Annotated in this window: 16 protein-coding genes and 1 pseudogene; 7 read left to right on the plus strand and 10 right to left on the minus strand. The window is 56.4% G+C overall.

Annotated features, from left to right (window positions below; genetic code table 11):
• Window positions 1-135 precede the first annotated feature (135 nt).
• From atpH to atpC, 5 genes are read left to right on the plus strand one after another with little or no spacing between them, the layout of a single operon-like run.
• Window positions 136-753 (plus strand): ATP synthase F1 subunit delta, encoded by a 618-nt coding sequence (gene atpH / locus LKE65_RS04385; protein ID WP_278740577.1) that lies wholly within the window; start codon window positions 136-138, stop codon window positions 751-753.
• Complete coding sequence (atpA, locus tag LKE65_RS04390; protein WP_278740578.1) at window positions 753-2288, plus strand: F0F1 ATP synthase subunit alpha; 1536 nt, start codon at window positions 753-755, stop codon at window positions 2286-2288. The genes atpH and atpA overlap by 1 nt, the downstream gene beginning before the upstream one ends.
• A gap of 16 nt (window positions 2289-2304) precedes the next feature.
• Window positions 2305-3192, plus strand: a complete 888-nt coding sequence (locus tag LKE65_RS04395) for a F0F1 ATP synthase subunit gamma (protein WP_278740579.1) — start codon at window positions 2305-2307, stop codon at window positions 3190-3192.
• A 31-nt stretch (window positions 3193-3223) separates the two neighbouring features.
• Window positions 3224-4696, plus strand: a complete 1473-nt coding sequence (gene atpD, locus LKE65_RS04400) for a F0F1 ATP synthase subunit beta (protein WP_165925908.1) — start codon at window positions 3224-3226, stop codon at window positions 4694-4696.
• Window positions 4697-4724: 28 nt separating this feature from the next.
• Complete coding sequence (gene atpC, locus LKE65_RS04405) at window positions 4725-5132, plus strand: ATP synthase F1 subunit epsilon (RefSeq protein ID WP_086645104.1); 408 nt, start codon at window positions 4725-4727, stop codon at window positions 5130-5132.
• A gap of 63 nt (window positions 5133-5195) precedes the next feature.
• Here the strand turns inward: atpC and queF are convergent, their stop codons facing one another.
• The gene (gene queF / locus LKE65_RS04410) at window positions 5196-5678 is read right to left on the minus strand and encodes a preQ(1) synthase (protein WP_278740580.1); all 483 of its coding nucleotides are present in this window, start codon (window positions 5676-5678) and stop codon (window positions 5196-5198) included.
• Between the two features lie 110 nt (window positions 5679-5788).
• Between queF and rnd the strand changes: the two genes are divergently transcribed.
• Window positions 5789-6991, plus strand: a complete 1203-nt coding sequence (gene rnd / locus LKE65_RS04415; RefSeq protein WP_278740581.1) for a ribonuclease D — start codon at window positions 5789-5791, stop codon at window positions 6989-6991.
• Between the two features lie 36 nt (window positions 6992-7027).
• Here rnd and LKE65_RS04420 read toward each other — a convergent pair whose 3' ends face one another.
• Window positions 7028-8026, minus strand: coding sequence for an adenosine kinase (locus LKE65_RS04420; RefSeq protein WP_095350184.1), 999 nt, complete (start codon window positions 8024-8026; stop codon window positions 7028-7030).
• A 215-nt stretch (window positions 8027-8241) separates the two neighbouring features.
• Between LKE65_RS04420 and LKE65_RS04425 the strand changes: the two genes are divergently transcribed.
• Window positions 8242-8931 (plus strand): bactofilin family protein, encoded by a 690-nt coding sequence (locus LKE65_RS04425; RefSeq protein WP_194301366.1) that lies wholly within the window; start codon window positions 8242-8244, stop codon window positions 8929-8931.
• 67 nt (window positions 8932-8998) lie between these two features.
• On the opposite strand, the gene LKE65_RS04430 is transcribed toward LKE65_RS04425, so the two are convergent.
• The 8 genes and pseudogenes from LKE65_RS04430 to LKE65_RS04460 form a co-directional block, all read right to left on the minus strand.
• Window positions 8999-9619, minus strand: a complete 621-nt coding sequence (locus tag LKE65_RS04430; RefSeq protein ID WP_278740582.1) for a GcrA family cell cycle regulator — start codon at window positions 9617-9619, stop codon at window positions 8999-9001.
• Between the two features lie 188 nt (window positions 9620-9807).
• The gene (gene nadC / locus LKE65_RS04435; protein ID WP_278740583.1) at window positions 9808-10671 is read right to left on the minus strand and encodes a carboxylating nicotinate-nucleotide diphosphorylase; all 864 of its coding nucleotides are present in this window, start codon (window positions 10669-10671) and stop codon (window positions 9808-9810) included.
• 21 nt (window positions 10672-10692) lie between these two features.
• The gene (gene nadA / locus LKE65_RS04440; protein ID WP_095350187.1) at window positions 10693-11673 is read right to left on the minus strand and encodes a quinolinate synthase NadA; all 981 of its coding nucleotides are present in this window, start codon (window positions 11671-11673) and stop codon (window positions 10693-10695) included.
• Between the two features lie 86 nt (window positions 11674-11759).
• Entirely contained in the window at window positions 11760-12677 is a 918-nt protein-coding gene (locus LKE65_RS04445; protein ID WP_278740584.1) for an NUDIX hydrolase, read from the minus strand.
• A gap of 125 nt (window positions 12678-12802) precedes the next feature.
• A complete protein-coding gene (locus LKE65_RS04450) occupies window positions 12803-13510 on the minus strand; it encodes a putative bifunctional diguanylate cyclase/phosphodiesterase (protein ID WP_341461205.1) in 708 nt (235 codons plus the stop codon).
• Between the two features lie 9 nt (window positions 13511-13519).
• On the minus strand, window positions 13520-15133 hold the full coding sequence (locus LKE65_RS13525; RefSeq protein WP_075624942.1) for an ISL3 family transposase: 1614 nt from the start codon (window positions 15131-15133) through the stop codon (window positions 13520-13522).
• Window positions 15134-15400: 267 nt separating this feature from the next.
• A pseudogene (locus LKE65_RS13530) lies at window positions 15401-16756 on the minus strand (diguanylate cyclase domain-containing protein); the annotation flags it as partial.
• Window positions 16757-16760: 4 nt separating this feature from the next.
• A complete protein-coding gene (locus LKE65_RS04460; protein ID WP_278740586.1) occupies window positions 16761-17045 on the minus strand; it encodes a hypothetical protein in 285 nt (94 codons plus the stop codon).
• Window positions 17046-17487 lie beyond the last annotated feature (442 nt).

Here is a 17487-nt window from a genome sequence, read left to right on the forward strand (position 1 = left end):
GCGGCGGGTTGAATAAAATAGGGTTGTTCAGCTAGTTGCGTGCCTGTTGTGGTCATGCTAGAGGCCGCGCCAACAGGTGCATCAAAATCTGGATTCATCGCCTGATGGTCTGGGTTGCATCGTTGTCAGTGTGGAATGCCGGCGCGCACAGAAGGAAAGAACCAAAGAGTGGTGGCCTCGGGCGTAACGACAGCACAAGCAGTAGCTTTTGCGGCCAACGGTCTTGAAGGCCGTTACGCGATTGCGCTTTATGATCTGGCTGCCGAACAGCAGCAGCTGGACACCGTGCTTGATGAAGGTGGCGCACTTGCGCGCCTGATTGATGAAAGTGCGCCCCTGCGCACTGTTCTGGAAGACAGGCGTCTGGATATTCTGGTGTCTCGCAAGGCCGTTCTGGCCGTGCTTGAGGCTCAGGGATTCGGTCAGATTCTTCGTAATTTTGTGGGCGTCGTGGCTGATAACCGTCGTCTGCCGGTCCTGCGCCGCATTCTTGCATCGCTGGATGCTCTGGCCGTGGTCCGCCGTGGCGAGGTTGTGGCCGAGGTCAGCAGTGCTGTGCCGCTTACGGCCGAACAGCGGGCCCAGCTTCAGGTTCGTCTGGCCGAAGCCGGTTATTCCCGCATCAATATTCGCGAGCGTGTTGACAGCGCCCTGCTCGGCGGTCTTGTCGTCCGCGTCGGGGCAAAGCTGTATGATGCCAGCCTCAAAACCCGCCTGTTTCGTTTGCATTACGCCATGAAGGGAGCCGCGTGATGGAAATCCGTCCCGCAGAGATTTCGGATATCCTCAAGCAGCAGATTGCCTCGTTCGACAAGGAATCTGATGTGGTCGAAACCGGCACAGTCCTGTCCGTTGGGGATGGTATTGCCCGCGTATTTGGCCTGCAGAATGTCATGTCGGGTGAACTGGTGGACTTTCCGTCCGCTGGCCAGAAGGGCATGGCCCTGAACCTGGAAAGCGACAACGTCGGTATCGTTATTTTCGGTGATGACACCAACATCCGTGAAGGGGACAGTGTCACCCGTTCGGGTATGGTTGTCAGTGTGCCGGTTGGTAAGGGCCTGCTGGGCCGCGTTGTGGACGGTCTGGGTAACCCGATCGACGACAAGGGCCCGCTGGTTGACGTTGAACTGCGTGGTGCGGAAGTCAAGGCACCCGGCATTATGCCGCGCCAGTCCGTGAGCGAACCCATGCAGACCGGGATCAAGGCGATTGACGCTCTGGTGCCGATTGGCCGTGGCCAGCGTGAACTGGTGATTGGTGACCGTCAAACCGGTAAAACCACCATCCTGACCGACACCATTCTGGCCCAGAAGGGCGTGAATGAGCAGGGCGACGACAAGAAGTCCCTCTACTGCATTTACGTTGCTGTCGGCCAGAAGCGCTCCACAGTTGCACAGCTTGTGCGTCTGCTGGAAGAAAAAGGCGCGATGAAGTATTCCATCGTCGTGGCCGCTACCGCATCTGACCCGGCTCCGCTGCAGTATCTCGCACCCTACGCTGCGTGCGCTATGGGCGAATACTTCCGCGACAACGGCATGCACGCCCTGATCTGCTATGATGATCTGACCAAGCAGGCTGTGGCTTATCGCCAGATGTCCCTGCTGCTGCGTCGTCCGCCGGGCCGTGAAGCTTATCCGGGTGACGTGTTCTACCTGCATTCCCGTCTGCTGGAACGGGCTGCTAAAATGTCCGACGCCAATGGCGCAGGTTCTCTGACGGCTCTGCCCGTTATTGAAACGCAGGCTGGTGACGTTGCAGCTTACATCCCGACCAACGTGATCTCCATTACGGACGGTCAGATCTTCCTTGAGACCGATCTGTTCTACAAGGGTATCCGCCCTGCCGTTAACGTGGGTGGTTCCGTCTCCCGCGTTGGGTCTGCAGCACAGATCAAGGCCATGAAGCAGGTCGCAGGCAAGATCAAGCTTGAGCTCGCCCAGTACCGTGAAATGGCAGCCTTCTCCCAGTTCGCATCCGATCTGGACCCGGCAACGCAGAAGATGCTTGCCCGTGGTGCCCGTCTGGTGGAACTGCTGAAGCAGCCGCAGGCTTCGCCGCTTTCGGTTGAAGAGCAGGTTGTTCTGCTGTTTGCTGGTACTCGTGGCTTCCTCGATGGCATTGCAGCCAGCAAGGTTGTGGCTTGGGAACGTGCAGTGCTGAGCGATGTGCGGAGCGCAGGCAAGGACATTCTGGACACGCTGAGCAAGGACAAGGCCATTTCCAAGGACCTTGAAGCGCGGCTGACCGAATATCTGACCGCCTTCAACCGCAACTTCGCCGGCTGAGGGAGCAGAAGCACTCATGGCTTCCCTTAAGGAACTACGCGCCCGGATCGGAAGTATCAAATCGACAAGGAAGATCACGAGCGCCATGAAAATGGTGGCAGCGGCCAAGCTGCGGCGGGCGCAAGCCAGCGCAGAAGCTGCTCGTCCTTATGCGGCAGCCATGCGCCGTATGCTGGGTGAGCTGGCCGGTGCAACCAAGGGGGAGGACGGAGCGCCTCTTCTTCTGGCCGGTACCGGGCAGGACAAGGTTCATCTCCTTGTGCCCATGACCAGTGACCGTGGCCTGTGCGGTGGCTTTAACTCCAACGTGCATCGCCTTACGGTGCAGACCATCCGTCGCCTTCAGTCTGAAGGCAAGACGGTGCGCCTGCTTCCGGTTGGTCGTCGCGCGCTGAACTTTTTCACGCGTGACCATGCGGACCTGATCGTTGATCATGTGATCGGGACAAATGCGAAGGAAATTCCCTTTTCCGTCGCCAGTGACCTGGGTGACAAGATCAATGCCCTGCTTGAAGCAGGCGAGATTGATGTCTGCACACTTGTGTTCAACAAATTTCGCAATGCGATGACACAGGTGCCGACATGCCAGCAACTGGTTCCCATGGTCGTGGAAGAGGCATCTGGTACGCTCGAAGCCTCCAACGATGTGGCCCAGTATGAGTTTGAGCCTGATGAAGCAACGCTGCTGGCCATGCTGCTGCCGCGCAATCTGCAGGTCCAGATTTATGCTTCGCTGCTGGAAACGGTTGCGGGCGAAAACGGTGCCCGTATGACGGCCATGGATAACGCTACGCGCAATGCAGGCCGCACCATCGATAGTCTGACGCAGGTCTATAACCGGACCCGCCAGACCAATATTACTAACGAACTGATCGAAATCATTTCGGGCGCACAGGCTGTCTGAGCCCGATCGTATGCCCCGCAGGAGCTGACCCATGTCGGATACCACAACCCAGACCCAGGCCCCTGCGGCCACGACGACCAATGCTGTTGGCCGCATTACCACCATTAAAGGGCCGGTTGTTGACGTGCAGTTCGAAGGTGAACTGCCCAAAATTCTGAACGCGCTGCATGTCAAGCTGGGCGATCAGGTTCTGGTGCTCGAAGTGGCCCAGGAAATCGGCGAACACGAAGTGCGCTGCATCGCCATGGACACGACCGATGGTCTGGTCCGTGGTACGGAAGTGGTTGACACCGGTGCACAGATTTCCGTGCCTGTCGGTCCGGAAACCCTTGGCCGTATCCTCAACGTGATCGGTGAACCGATTGACGAACAGGGCCCTGTCCAGACCGCACGTCGCGCCCCCATCCACCGCGATGCCCCTGCTTTTGACGAGCAGGCTGCTGCATCCGAAATCCTGATGACCGGCATCAAGGTTGTTGACCTGCTCTGCCCGTACCTCAAGGGTGGCAAGATCGGCCTGTTCGGTGGCGCAGGTGTTGGCAAGACCGTTATTATTCAGGAACTGATCAACAACATCGCCAAGGCGCACGGTGGTGTGTCCGTATTTGCCGGTGTTGGTGAACGTACCCGTGAAGGGAACGACCTGTATTTTGAAATGCAGGACGCAGGCGTGATCAAGCTGGGTGAAAACGGTTCGACCGAAGGCTCCAAAGTGGCGCTGGTATTCGGTCAGATGAATGAACCGCCGGGTGCCCGTGCCCGCGTGGCCCTGACTGGTCTGACCATGGCGGAATACTTCCGTGATGAAGAAAACCAGGACGTGCTGTTCTTCGTGGACAACATCTTCCGCTTTACGCAGGCTGGTTCGGAAGTGTCCGCACTGCTCGGCCGTATTCCTTCTGCCGTGGGCTACCAGCCGACATTGGCAACGGAAATGGGCGCTCTGCAGGAACGTATTACGTCCACCAAAAAAGGCTCCATTACGTCCGTTCAGGCCGTATATGTCCCTGCCGATGACTTGACCGACCCGGCTCCGGCAGCAACCTTTGCCCACTTGGATGCCACTACCGTTCTGAACCGTTCCATCGCGGAAATGGGGATTTACCCGGCTGTGGATCCGCTGGACTCCACGTCCCGCGCTCTGGACCCGCAGATTGTGGGTGAAGAACATTACGCAGTGGCTGGCGAAGTGCAGCGTATTCTCCAGACCTACAAATCCTTGCAGGATATCATTGCTATTCTGGGTATGGATGAACTGTCTGAAGACGATAAGCTGGTTGTGGCCCGCGCTCGCCGTATCCAGCGCTTCCTGTCCCAGCCGTTCCATGTGGCGGAAGTGTTTACCGGTGCCCCCGGCAAGCTGGTATCCGTGACCGATACGGTTCGTTCCTTCAAGGCGATCTGTGCTGGTGAATATGACGATCTGCCAGAAGCGGCTTTCTACATGGTCGGAACGATCGAAGAAGCTGTTGCCAAGGCAGAAAAACTGAGGGAGTCGGCCTAACAGCCGGCTTCTGGAGGGAGCACCATTCATGCCAATCCAGATTGAGATAATCAGCCCTGAAAAGGTTCTGGTGTCGCGTGAGGTAGATATGGCCGTTCTTCCGGGCATGGAGGGTGATATTGCCGCCATGCCGGAACATTCGCCCATGATGCTTCTTCTGCGTGGTGGCGTTGTTGCCCTTTACGAAGGGGACAAGGTGACCGATCGCTATTTTGTGGGGGGAGGTTTTGCCGACATTACCCCCGCACGATGCACGGTGCTGGCCGACAAGGCTGTGCCGGTAAGCGACATTTCCATTGATATGGCCACAGCACAGCTGGAGGCTCTGTCTGAAGCATGGGACAAGGCAGACAAGACGGATACGTCCCGCCTTGTCGTGTTGCAGGATCAGATTCAGGCAGTACGGGCAGAAATTGAAGCAGGCAGCGCCAGCTAAAATTTGTGTTCAGCCAGATTTTAAAAAAAGCCACCGTCCAGGTGGCTTTTTTTGTGTCCGGATTCAGCCGCGGCCTCTGTAGGACGGGACATCCTGCGCGGGAATCCATACCCCAGCGGGGGCATCTCCTGTCTGCCAGAAAACATCAATGGGAATACCACCGCGTGGGTACCAGTAGGCACCAATGCGCAGCCAGACCGGGTTGAGCAGGTCAACCAGAGTGCTTGCGATCTGCACGGAGCAGGCTTCGTGAAACGCACCGTGATTGCGAAAACTGGTGAGGAACAGCTTGAGGGACTTGCTCTCCACAATCCACTGGTCCGGTACATAATCTAGCACAATATGGGCAAAATCCGGCTGGCCGGTAATAGGGCACAGGGACGTAAATTCCGGCGCGGTAAAGCGCACCATATAGCGTTTGTCCGGGTTGGGGGCTGGCACACGCTCCAGCACGGCCTCTTCCGGGCTGTTGGGGGGAGCAATCTGGCGGCCAAGCTGGGTAAGCGCGTGGCGTCCATCATCTGCCGTGTTCATCATTTTCTCCATGCAGCTATGGTTTTCTTGGGTGTCCGGCTTGTCGGCGCGTTCGTCAAGTTTCGTATGGGGTATATGGGTTCTGGCTGTCTCTTTCTGGTTGGCTGGTGTATGGAAGAAACATGGCCAAATTACCCACTCCCGTCTTTCCCCAACCCCAGCTTGTGTCCTCTACCCAGGACCTGGCGGAAGCTCTTAAACCGTTTCATGCCGAACGTTTTGTAACGGTTGATACGGAGTTCATGCGTGAGCGCACGTACTGGCCGGAGTTGTGTCTGGTGCAGGTGGGTAGCGCACATGCTGTTGTGCTGATTGACGCACAGGCGGAAGGGATTGACCTGACCCCTCTGGCAGAACTGATGGCCGATGCCTCGGTGCTGAAAGTGTTTCATGCAGCGCGGCAGGATCTGGAAATTTTTCTGCATGAGTTCGATGCCCTGCCGACACCTGTGTTTGATACGCAGGTTGCTGGCATGGTGGCGGGCTTTGGGGATCAGGTTGGGTATGACAGTCTGGTTGGCTCCCTGACTGGCCATATGATTGATAAAAGCCACCGCTTTACGGACTGGTCAGCCCGTCCGCTCTCCGAAGCCCAGCTGAATTATGCTGCAGGCGATGTGACATGGCTGCGGCTGGTTTACGAAAAGCTGGTGCGCAAGCTGGAGCAGGACAAGCGGTTGAGCTGGGTAGCTGCTGAAATGGCAGAGCTGGAAGACCCGGCAACCTTCCGCCCTGATCCGGAAAAGCAGTGGGAGCGGCTTAAGGCCCGCACAGGCAACCGCCGTATGCTGGGTGTGCTGCGTGCAGTTGCCGCCCTGCGCGAGCGTGAGGCCCAGCGCGTGAATGTGCCGCGCCAGCGTTTGCTCAAGGATGAAAGCCTGCTGGAAATAGCAGCCACAACACCGGGTACGGTGGATGCGCTTGCCCGTGTGCGTGGCGTATCCCGCGGGCTGGCCGAAGGCCGCACCGGCATGGCGCTGCTGGAAGCGGTCAAGCTGGCGCAGGCTTTGCCGGAGTCGGAACTGCCGCGTCCTGCTCGGGGCAAGGGTAAGGATAACGCAAGAGCACCTGCATCTCTGGTGGCTCTGCTCAAGGTGCTGCTGACCGCCTGTTGCGAGGAGCACGATGTGGCGCCACGCCTGGTTGCTTCCATGGATGAGCTGGAGGCTCTTGCGCTGGACCCGGCACAGGCTCCCACCTTGCTGTCGGGTTGGCGGGGTAGAGTCTTTGGGGATGTGGCGCAGGCTTTGTGTGAAGGGCGCGTGGCGCTTCAGGTCAAGGGTGGGCGGGTGATCAGCGTGCCCGGCGAAAACGCGGCCTCCTGACGGAGTGACGCGCGCCCGCCGGACGGGGGGCCTGTTTTAGAAGCCCATTTCTTCCCACAGGTTGGAAAGCGGACGCGCGCCGTAGTGCGAGATGATTTCCGACGCAGCAACAGAGGCAAGACGCCCACATTCAGGCAGGCTGCGGCCGGATGTCAGCCCTGCCAGGAAGCCTGCGGCATAGGCATCGCCCGCACCTGTTGTATCCACAACCTGTGTTGGAACCGGGGCTACGGTGGTCAGCTGGCCATCATGCACAATCACGCTGCCAAGGCCTGAGCGCGTCAGGGCTGCAAAGGTTGTGTCCTGCGCGGTGCGGCGGGCGGCTGTGTCAAAGTTTTCTGTTTCGTACAATGCACAGATTTCGTCTTCATTGGCGAACAGGATATCGACGTGGTTCTTGACCAGATCAAGGAAGGCAGCCCGGTGGCGACCAACGCAGAACGGGTCGGAGAGGGAAAGAGCAACCTGGCGGCCGTTCTTGTGGGCTAGAGCCGCAGCCCGGCGGAATGCCTCCTGCGCATGCGGGGGATCGAACAGATACCCTTCCAGATAAATAATGCTGGATGCGGCAATCATGTCCGGCAGTACGTCTTCGGGGGTAAAGCAGGTGCAGGCACCCAGATAGGTTGCCATGGTACGCTGCCCGTCGGGTGTGACCATGACCACGCAACGGGCTGTGGGCAGGTTGTCAAATACCTGCGTATTCAGCGGAGCGGACGGAAACTGCACCCCGTTATCGCGCAGGTCCTGCGTGAACTTTAGCCCGGCATCATCGCGCGAGACCTTGCCAAGGTAGGCAACGCGCGCGCCAAACTGTGCAGCAACAACGCAGGTATTGGCTGCGGAACCACCACCCATGACCTGCTCGGGAGCCAGAGCGGCTTCCAGTGCGTTGGCCCGGTCCACGTCGATCAGCGTCATGCTGCCGGGCGTGAGCCCCTGGCTTTGCAGGAAGGCGGCATCCGTGCGGGCGAGAATATCGGTAATGGCATTCCCAATACCGAGAATGTCGTATTGTGTGTCCTGACCGGTCATGGCGATAAAATTTTTTCCTGAAAAAATGATCTGTGCGGTTGTTTGGCTAGCGCGCTGCCACAAAAAGGGCAACAGTAAGGCTTAAGCAACATGCGCTGCTTACCGGACGGCTCCGTGCATGAAAATGTTCTGAAGGAAGCCGGGCCGGTGTTGGAGCGGCTTGTTAACGTGGACTGCTGCCTGAATACAGGCGGCCAGAAAGGCGGGGGATTTTCTTGTTCAAAAGACGTAAGCCTGAAGATAGTCAGCCAAACACACAGGCACCCTCTACCGTGCAGCAGGGTTCTGCGCGTCCGGCAGGGGCATCTGGCACTGTTCTTCCGTCCAATGCGGCGGCTCAGGGTAGTTCTGCGGCTGGGGCTCCCGTATCGCATTCTGATAATTCAAAGGAAACTTCACCTATGGGTCGTGCACCTTTTCCGTCTGGTTCTTCTCTTCCCGCAGGTGCTGGCATTCCGCCTATGCCCGGAGCTGCCGCCGCCCGTGGCCTGCCCACGCAGATCCAGCCGAAAAAGGATGGCCCGGAGCAGCGTACTCTGGTTGTCGGGCGTGGCATTAGCGTGCAGGGCACGGTGCAGGATGCAGAGCGTCTGGTGGTTGAAGGGACGGTTGAATCCAGCATGATCACGGCCAAGGAACTGGTCGTTATGCCAGGTGGCCTGTTCCGTGGTGGTGTGGAAGTGGAAAATGCGGAAATCGCCGGTACTGTGGATGGCTCCCTGACCGCACGTGGCGGGTTGACCGTACGTGGTAGCGGCCGCCTGCTGGGTAAGGCCGCCTGCCATCGCCTGAAAGTGGAAGATGGTGGCCAGATTACAGGGCAGCTGGAAATGCTGGCCGAAGGCAGTGCCACAACCAAAACGGCTGATAGCGCGGCTGAGCCGGTTAAGGCGATTGAAGGCTGATTATCTGCCTGTTAGCCTGATGGTGGTGGTAGTGCCACCATCAGGCATCATGCTTGGGTGTGGCTGATCAGGCTACACTGTCGCGGCGGTCACGCAGACGCACATAGGCGATCTGGGCGTGTTCCTCGCAATAGGGTTTGCCCGGAATGGGCGTTGCACCACAAAAATGAAAACCCGGTGTGCCAGGGTCGCCAATAGGCCAGCAGCAGGATGGGCCGCGGCGCTTTTGTGGTTCGGGGTCCGAGATGCTGCGCAGCAGTGTTTTGGGTTTGGCGCTGGTGCGCGTAACGGGTGCCGCTTTTTCTTTTCTGGCAGTTTTATCATCCACCGTACCCGTTTCAGTCGCAGCAGCAGGTGCTGGGGAGGGGGCTGCAACAGGTGTAGGCGCGGTGGTTGCAGCAACCGGCTGTGTAGCAGGTGCCACGGACGGAGCCGGAGCAGTCGCGCGGCTAACGGGGGCTTCCGGTGTGGGGGGAATAAGCGTGGGCTGCTCGGCTTTGTCGGCCGCTGCCTTGGGTTTGCTGCCGTTCCGCCGGATGGGGGAGGGCCGCGGCGGTAGGCCCAGCCTGTGCGCCTTGCCGACCACTGCGTTCTTGGTAATGGAAAGACGCCTGCCGATTTCCGCCGTTGAAAGACCTTCCGCCCAGAGGTCCTTAAGCTGGGCGATTATTTCTTCGGACCACTCCATTAACAGGCACCTTTGAGCATTGCATGGCGGGCTGGCAAAATACCAGTGCTTCTACGTTTTGCATATTAGGAGGATGGCACTCGTATCTCAAGCGGAAAGCCCGCAGTCTGGGTGCCCTGTGGTGTGTTCATGCCTGCAAAAAGTGGTTTTACCGGGTTTATGGGGGGCGGAAGGGTAGGGGCCGGTGCCTAGCTCTGCACAATATCCAGACCAATATCGAGTGCCTGCACGCTATGGGTCAGCCAGCCGAGCGAGAGCACATCCACCCCGGTCTGGGCAATGGCGGGGGCTGTTTTGAGCGTGATGCCGCCAGAGGCCTCGGCCAGTGCGCGCCCGTTAATCATGCGCACGGCCTGTTCAAGCTGGGGTACGGACATGTTATCCAGCAGATAGACATCCGCCCCCGGGCCGGACAGGGCTTCCTCAAGCTGTTCGAGGGTATCGACTTCCAGTTCCACCTTCATCAGGTGTCCTGCATATGTACGGGCAGAAAGCAGGGCTTTTTGTATGTTGCCGCCACACAGGGCAATATGGTTGTCCTTGATCAGAATGGCATCGTCCAGCCGGAGCCTGTGGCTGCTCCCGCCCCCGGCGCGCACCGCGTATTTTTGCAGGCTTCTTAATCCCGGCAGGGTTTTACGGGTGCAGGCCACACGGGCTTTGGTGCCAGCTACGGCTTGCACAATATGGTGCGTATGCGTCGCGATGCCGCTCAGGTGTGACAGCAGGTTCAATGCCGTACGCTCCCCAGCCAGTAGGGTGGTGGCGTTGCCTTCCACGGTGGCCAGAACGTCCCCTTGTGCAATCTGGTTGCCATCTTGCTTGATCTGGCTGAAGCGCACGCTGGGGTCCAGTATGGCAAACGCCTGTCGGGCTCCTTCCAGCCCGCACAGAACACCATTCTGGCGGCTGCGGAAGATGGCATGCAGTTGCTGCCCCGGCTGGGCCAGCGCCTGTGTGGTGACATCCCCCCCAATTCCCAGATCTTCCATGAGTGCGGTGCGCACAATGGGTTCCCATAAAAGGGTGGGAAGATGCAGGTTTGTGGTCATGTCAGGCTCCGGTATGGGGGCTTAAATTGCCAGCATCCGCTCCACCGCCATACGGGCGGGGTGTTGCAGATGTTCAGGGATGGTCACTTCCGTCTGCATGGTTTCCAGCGCCTGACGGATGTTGGACAGGGTAATCCGCTTCATGTGCGGGCACAGGTTGCACGGGCGCACAAACTGCGTTTGCGGGTAGAGTGCCGCAAGGTTGTCGCTCATGGAACACTCTGTAACCAGCAGGACTTTTTGCGGTTTGGTCTGGTCAATAAAGCTGATCATCTGTGCAGTGGAGCCTGCATGGTCGGCCTCTGCAACCACATCGGGTGGGCATTCGGGGTGCGCAATGACACTCACATCGGGGTGCAGGCGCCGGTACTGGCGGATTTCCTGCGGGGTAAAGCGTTCATGCACTTCGCAGTGGGCTGGCCATGTCAGCATTTCTATGCCGGTTTCGGCTTCGATGTTGCGGGCCAGAAACTCGTCGGGGATCATAATTACGCGGGGAACACCGAGACTTTCCACAATGCGGCGTGCATTGCCCGATGTGCAGCAGACATCGCTTTCCGCTTTTACATCGGCTGTGCTGTTAACGTAGGTTACAACGGGCACACCGGGGTAGCGCTTTTTGAGCGTTCGCACGTTGTCTGCGGTAATGCCTTCGGCTAGAGAACACCCAGCCGTAGCATCCGGGATAAGAACAGTTTTTTCCGGGTTCAGCAGTTTTGCGGTTTCGGCCATAAAATGCACGCCCGCCATCACCATGGTAGAGGCATCCACCGTTTGTGCCGCACGCGCCAGAGCCAGACTGTCGCCCCGAATATCTGCCACACAATGGAAGATTTCCGGTGTTTGGTAATTATGGGCCAGAATGACGGCGTTTTTTTCCTGCTTCAAGCGCAGGATGGCTTCAATATCCGCCGCGTAATTGGCTTCCCATTGGTCCCGCAGCATAATGTGGGCAACAGGATGGTATAATTCATCCCTGCTGGGCATGAGAGAGGCAGACATGGTTGTGTTCCATTTCCCGTGCTATATATGCTCTTATTGAGTATATATAGCATTCAGGAATTGCAAGGGTCGAACCAAACACTTTTTCAGGAGATGGCAGGTAAAGGAAGTTTGGCCCCTGCCAGATAGCAGTGTTCAGCTGTTTCGGGCGCGAATTGATACAGTTGTGCTGGCCGGCCCTGTGGGGGGGAATCGTATTCCGCGGTGCGGCTGACCAGTTTTTGCTGCTGCACAAGCCGCCGGAAGTTCTGTTTGTGCATGGCGCGCCCTGCCAGAGCCTCCATGGCCTGTTGAAGTTGCAACAGGGTAAACTGCCGGGGCAGTAGGTCGAACACTGCCGGTGTGTAGCGTATTTTTGCCCGCATGCGTGAAAGTGCTGTGGCCAGAATGCGCCGGTAGTCGCGGTGCATGCTCAGGCCCGGCAGGTGCGCGCCATTCTGCCACGAGGATTCGGGCACAAGCCCGGCCTCCCAGAGCAGTTCATAACGCTGGAGGCTGAGTTCATCGTTCCAGGCGTGGTCCTCAAGGCCAAAAACAGTGGTGCATCTTTGCCAGCGCTGCGTGTTACCGGCGGCCCACTGTTTGAGGCGCGTGGCAATGGTATGCAGCAATGGACAGGTTGTTGCATCCCGCCGGTCTTCCCATGGGAAGTAGTCATAAATGGAACGCTCGGCCAGACTGTGGTCGCAGTTCTGGCGGATGAACGCCATGTAGGAAATCTGCACCATCTGGTGGCCCTGCCCATGCAGGGGGTCGGCAAAGGTATAAAGCTGTTCTGTATGACCAAGCTTGAGGCCGGTCTGGTGTTCCACCCAGTTGCGCATCCCTTTTTGCAAGGAGCGATGCTCCACCATAAGCGGGCCGGACGGAAAGGAGCAGCCATGCTCCAGCGTTAGAATGTGTGGCGTATTGTTGCTGATACTGACCAGAACAGCCACCAGCTCGGTCTCACACAATACTGGTTGTGCGTTTTGGGGTATGGGGGTGGCCAAAGGACTGATCATGGCTGGCAAAGTGTCTGAACGTGTGGTGTCTGGCAAGTGTCATAAAATGAGTGCGCATGGCGCCGTGCGTGAGAAGAAGCGCGCCATGCCTGCGTGGTAAAAGAGTTATAAAAGAACAGGCCCGCTCAGGCCAAGGGGGAGATGGCCCGTCTGGCGGGAAATGTGTCCAGCCAGAGGGGCATGTCCTTTGCGGGGAGGGGTTTGCTGTAAAAATAGCCCTGCAGAATATCGCAACCCAGTTGTTGCAACTTGGTTTCCTGCGCTTCGTGCTCAACACCTTCTGTAACGACCTTGATACCAAGGCGTTTGCCAATGTTGATTGCCGCTTCTGCCACAACAAGAGAACTGATGTTGTTTTCAAAATTCTCAATAAAACTACGGTCGATTTTGATCTCTGTCAGCGGGAGTTGTGCAAGCCGCGACAGGGACGAAAAGCCCGTACCAAAATCATCCATGGACAGGCCAACACCAATATTGCGGATGGCGGTCAGGTTGGCGGCTGTTTCGGGGTCCTGCCGCATGGCCACACTTTCGGTAATTTCTATGGTCAGGCGATGCGGGGCCAGATTGTACTTCTGCAATACGGATAGGATCTGGTCTGGCAGGTCCATGCTGCAAAAATGAACGGCAGACATGTTTACGCTGACAATGGGAACGTAAACATTGTTCTGCTCCCATTCTATGACCTGCTGGCAGGATTTATCCAGCGACCATAAACCTATGGCTTCAATCTGCCCGGTTTCCTCGGCAATGGGAATAAAGGTGGAGGGTGGAATAAAGCCAAGTGTGGGGTGCTGCCAGCGGCTGGGTTCTTCCGCACTTTTCGTGATGATGTTTTTTGATTATGCGGGCTGAAGGACACGCGCCCTGAGGAGTTCGAAGCCTGCTCTTCCGAACATGGTTCGCTTGATCATTTTCAGTCGGCTGATCTGTCCTTCAACCGGGCTGGTTGTCCAAGGTGTGACAAGAGACGCTTCAATGGCAGCCGCATCCCGTTCAAGCGCGGGAATCAGACGTGACAGCAGCGTCGTCTTTCCTTCTTCCAGCAGAGCCTTCAGATCGCCTCCCGTGCAGGTGTCACCCCTTTTACAGAGCAGGGTCTGCATTTTCCTGAGCCAGCAGAGTGTGACGGCAAGGTGCGGTTCAGCTTCCAGAAGGGCAGGAACCAGCAGTCCCTCCTGTCCGGCAGATAACGGATCCTCTGCGAGGAGAAGCCGCGCAAGTCTGCGTCCCCGAGGTGCAACGACATGCGCGGAAGGAACGGGTTTCGCGGAACATCCCTGTCGCGTCGCCACCCATTTCCAGACGGTGCCATATTGTCCTGCAAAGCCCTGCTCCAGGAGTTCCCGCCATAGCTGACGACTATTGCGACATCCTTCGGACCATCTCTTTTCCAGGTGGGCTGCGTAAGGCACGAGTATGCTGCGTAGCGGAACCGTCCTTTTCCATGGTGGTGCATGGCCCCGCTGAAACCAGCGCCGCACGGTTTTTCTCTCTACCCCGATCGTTGTGGCGATAGCCTGAATGCTGTGTCCCTCTGCTTTCAGGGCAAGAGCTTCCTTGAAAAGAATATCACGTCGTTCCCCAGAGGCTGACCTGACGACCGCCTGCGCCTCTTCTGGATGCGCTCTGATTGTTTCAGATATTTTGCTTACTGCCGTTGATACGTTCAGCTGTCGTGTCAGGGTCCTCACTGTTGTCGTAAAACGGTCCAGAATGCTGACAAAAGCGTCTGACAGGTTCTTCAGCAGATGCCAGCGGTCTGTCACCTGAAGAGCGGATGGTGCGCCTCTGCGGCATCCGTCTGCATAAGCACCGGCACGGTCTCTGGCAATGATTTCAATACCGGGATGGACCTGCAGCCATCGGGCAAGGGTATCAGCGTCCCGATCTGGCAGGAGGTCAATGACATCATTTTTCTCAAGATCAACCACAATCGTTCCATAGTGATGTCCCCGCCGCCATGCCCAGTCATCCACCCCCACCACACGTGTACGGGCCATGCCTTTTGTGGTGTTCTGCGCACGTGAGAGAAGACGGCGGACAAGAGTATCGGCGCTGATGGGGCAACACAGGCGCACGGTCATTCGTGCTCCAGCGGAACCGCCCAGGGTATGGGCGATATAATAATGAAGATCGGCAAGACGTGTGGTCTGTCTGCCATGACGCACGGTTATCCCCTCAAGGGGCATGACAAACGTCCGACGTGGACAAAGCATCGTCTGGCAGAAAAAGCGCGGCACAGAAACGATCAGCGTGGCTGGACGGCCCTGCCATGGAAGATCCGCGAGTTTTCTCTGATAGAAACTGTGAATGCGTCGTGTCGGGCACTGACAGTCCGGACACACTGCACTCCGCTTTCGCAGACTGACTTCGATCTCCACTCTGTTGTCCAGTGCAACAACACGACGAACGACGAGGGAACGGGGAAGATCAAGAGACCGAAGGCGTGACACTGGGGAATATCCATGAAAGTGAACGACTTTCTGGATTTCCCAGTTCCGGAACCTAAGTACAAGATACCCATCACGAAAAGTGCGGAAGAACCAGCGGCTGAGTGCCTCAACGCCGCACAGGGTGCCCGTTAATGCGCAAATCTGGGGCTGATAGACCAGATGAAGCTGCATTTTCTGCAATGCTTCGCGCAGGGCAGAGCCAATAATCAGGCGTTCGCGCATATTGCTGTTGCCGCCTTTGCCAAAAAAACGAAACCCGCCACGGGCCTGTTTTTTGGTCTGCCGCATGGCAATTTCGGAAGCACCCAGTATTTCCTCTATTTCCGTGCCATCATCGGGGTAAAGGCTGATCCCTATGCTCAGGGAGGCAACCAGATCACGGCCCTTAACCTCTATGGGCTCGCGGGATATGCAGTTCAGGTCATGGGCCAGTTTGCAGGCTTTGTTGCGGTCTGCATCAGGCATGACAACCACAAAATCATCCCCTCCCAAACGGGCAACCAGATTTTGCCCGCGGCAAAAAGCGGCAATGCGGCGGGCAATGGTCTGGAGCAGGATGTCTCCACTATTGTACCCCATGACATTGTTGACATCCTGCAAAAGATCAACGTCAAGCATCAGAATAGCAAAGGGTGCCTGCCCAGTCTGTGCCAGCATCTGCCTCAGGCGGGTGGACAGGGCTGTTCTGTTCAGAAGCCCCGTTAGGGAATCAATGTTATTAAAATTATTGATTTTATAGAGTGTTTTTTCATGTTCTATAATGGATGCGCAGGACGGAATGCACCCTGTGACAATTTTTTGCGGCCAGTCAGTGATTTTTTCCTTGTTGCGTGAGAAAAGTGCAAAAATACCGATCAGTTCTCCCGCACCGTTGCAGATGGCCGATGCCCAGCAGTCATGCAGATCGTTGAGCTGGCTCTGACCCTGTTTTGGGGTCCAGATCAGGGCGCAGGCATGGTGTGGGTTTGCGCGCAGGGTCTGGATATCCGAAGCACTTAAAACCAGATTGTCCAGCTTGTTGACCTTGCTGCTGGGCAGGCTTTTCCCCGAAAGAATGGAGAGCCCCCCCTGTGGGGTAATGTGCAGGAGTGTGGCTATGCTGTTGGGAACAAGTTCTTCCACCTTGCTGCACAGCATATCTGCAACATCGTGTATGGTTGTGTAGTCTGCGAGTGCGGCAAAAACCTCGCTTTGCAGTTCCAGTAGCTTGCGGCGGTGGACTTCTTCGGTCACACCTTTAATAAAGGCCATGTAATAGCGTTTGTTATCTTTCCCGATCAGAGCAGTAGATAACGAGAGTTCTGCGGCAACATAATCCCCATTGCTGCGAACAAACGTAACTTCGCGCGAGGTGTTGACAAGGCGGTGAATCCCCGTCTTGCGATGGTGTTCAATATAGTCATTATGGTGCTGGCGGTGCCCCAGGGGGATCAGTAGGTCAACATTATTCCCCAGAACCGCAGATGCCGAACACCCCCACAAATGCTCTGCCGCAGCATTGAAAAAAACAATCCTGTTCTGGTCATCAATGATGATGACGCCATCAGTCGCCTGTTCAAGAATGGCCGCGTAAAACGTGTTGGTATAGCCTGAGAGCGTGAGCGGGTTTGCAAGTTCTGGCATGGACTCAATCTTTAAGCAGAAGGCTAAACCAGAGGGACATCTGCCTCATGACATTCATGCCAGATGGAAGAACCGCATTGCGCAAGGCATGGTTTGGTGTGTGAGGTCTTTTGAAAATTGAATATATGGGTGATTGCAAAGTCAAATAAATTTTGTTGAAAGCCTGAGGAATTGGAAAATTATTTTTCAGAAAGTGGCATGTTACATAAAACAGAACAGAAAAAATAAAATATAGTTCTAGTGTTTGTGCATTATATTCAATAAATTTGTCAAAAATAACCAAACTCATGTCGTATATATTCCCTTGTGATGACACACGTAATGTTTTTATTGTTATCGCAAGGCGTCAAAAATGTTTTAAGATCTGGGGGAATTGCTTCGCAGCAAAACCCCACCATGAAGCTTATCGTGATTCTCATACCACCATTGTCACATTGGCGTTACAACAGTGGAGCGTCCATATATTTTTTAAAAATAGGTAAAAAAAATCTAATTTTACAGTTATTTAAAGGATAATTTCCCGCTCCTGCTCCGGGGCGGAAAAGCAGGGTTTTGCTAGTGGATTGTGGAGAAAAACAAACAAGGTAAAGCATTGCTTCATACGGTGCCTGACTGGTTTAAATGGCTTAATTTTAATGTCAGGTTTTTGCTCTGAAGCGTGATATGCAGACAGGATCCGTTATCCGGCCCTCTTTTAAAGGAGCGGTGAAGGATCAGATAGATGGTTGCGA

This window comes from Acetobacter fabarum (assembly GCF_022483405.1).
Lineage (GTDB): Bacteria > Pseudomonadota > Alphaproteobacteria > Acetobacterales > Acetobacteraceae > Acetobacter > Acetobacter fabarum.

What these genes read in the sequence shown, in the direction of transcription:
- atpH (WP_278740577.1), top strand. Translation starts at nt 136, where the DNA reads ATGCCGGCGCGCACAGAAGGAAAGAACCAAAGAGTGGTGGCCTCGGGC.
- atpA (WP_278740578.1), top strand. Translation starts at nt 753, where the DNA reads ATGGAAATCCGTCCCGCAGAGATTTCGGATATCCTCAAGCAGCAGATT.
- LKE65_RS04395 (WP_278740579.1), top strand. Translation starts at nt 2,305, where the DNA reads ATGGCTTCCCTTAAGGAACTACGCGCCCGGATCGGAAGTATCAAATCG.
- atpD (WP_165925908.1), top strand. Translation starts at nt 3,224, where the DNA reads ATGTCGGATACCACAACCCAGACCCAGGCCCCTGCGGCCACGACGACC.
- atpC (WP_086645104.1), top strand. Translation starts at nt 4,725, where the DNA reads ATGCCAATCCAGATTGAGATAATCAGCCCTGAAAAGGTTCTGGTGTCG.
- queF (WP_278740580.1), bottom strand. Translation starts at nt 5,678, where the DNA reads ATGGAGAAAATGATGAACACGGCAGATGATGGACGCCACGCGCTTACC.
- rnd (WP_278740581.1), top strand. Translation starts at nt 5,789, where the DNA reads ATGGCCAAATTACCCACTCCCGTCTTTCCCCAACCCCAGCTTGTGTCC.
- LKE65_RS04420 (WP_095350184.1), bottom strand. Translation starts at nt 8,026, where the DNA reads ATGACCGGTCAGGACACACAATACGACATTCTCGGTATTGGGAATGCC.
- LKE65_RS04430 (WP_278740582.1), bottom strand. Translation starts at nt 9,619, where the DNA reads ATGGAGTGGTCCGAAGAAATAATCGCCCAGCTTAAGGACCTCTGGGCG.
- nadC (WP_278740583.1), bottom strand. Translation starts at nt 10,671, where the DNA reads ATGACCACAAACCTGCATCTTCCCACCCTTTTATGGGAACCCATTGTG.
- nadA (WP_095350187.1), bottom strand. Translation starts at nt 11,673, where the DNA reads ATGTCTGCCTCTCTCATGCCCAGCAGGGATGAATTATACCATCCTGTT.
- LKE65_RS04445 (WP_278740584.1), bottom strand. Translation starts at nt 12,677, where the DNA reads ATGATCAGTCCTTTGGCCACCCCCATACCCCAAAACGCACAACCAGTA.
- LKE65_RS04460 (WP_278740586.1), bottom strand. Translation starts at nt 17,045, where the DNA reads ATGAGTTTGGTTATTTTTGACAAATTTATTGAATATAATGCACAAACA.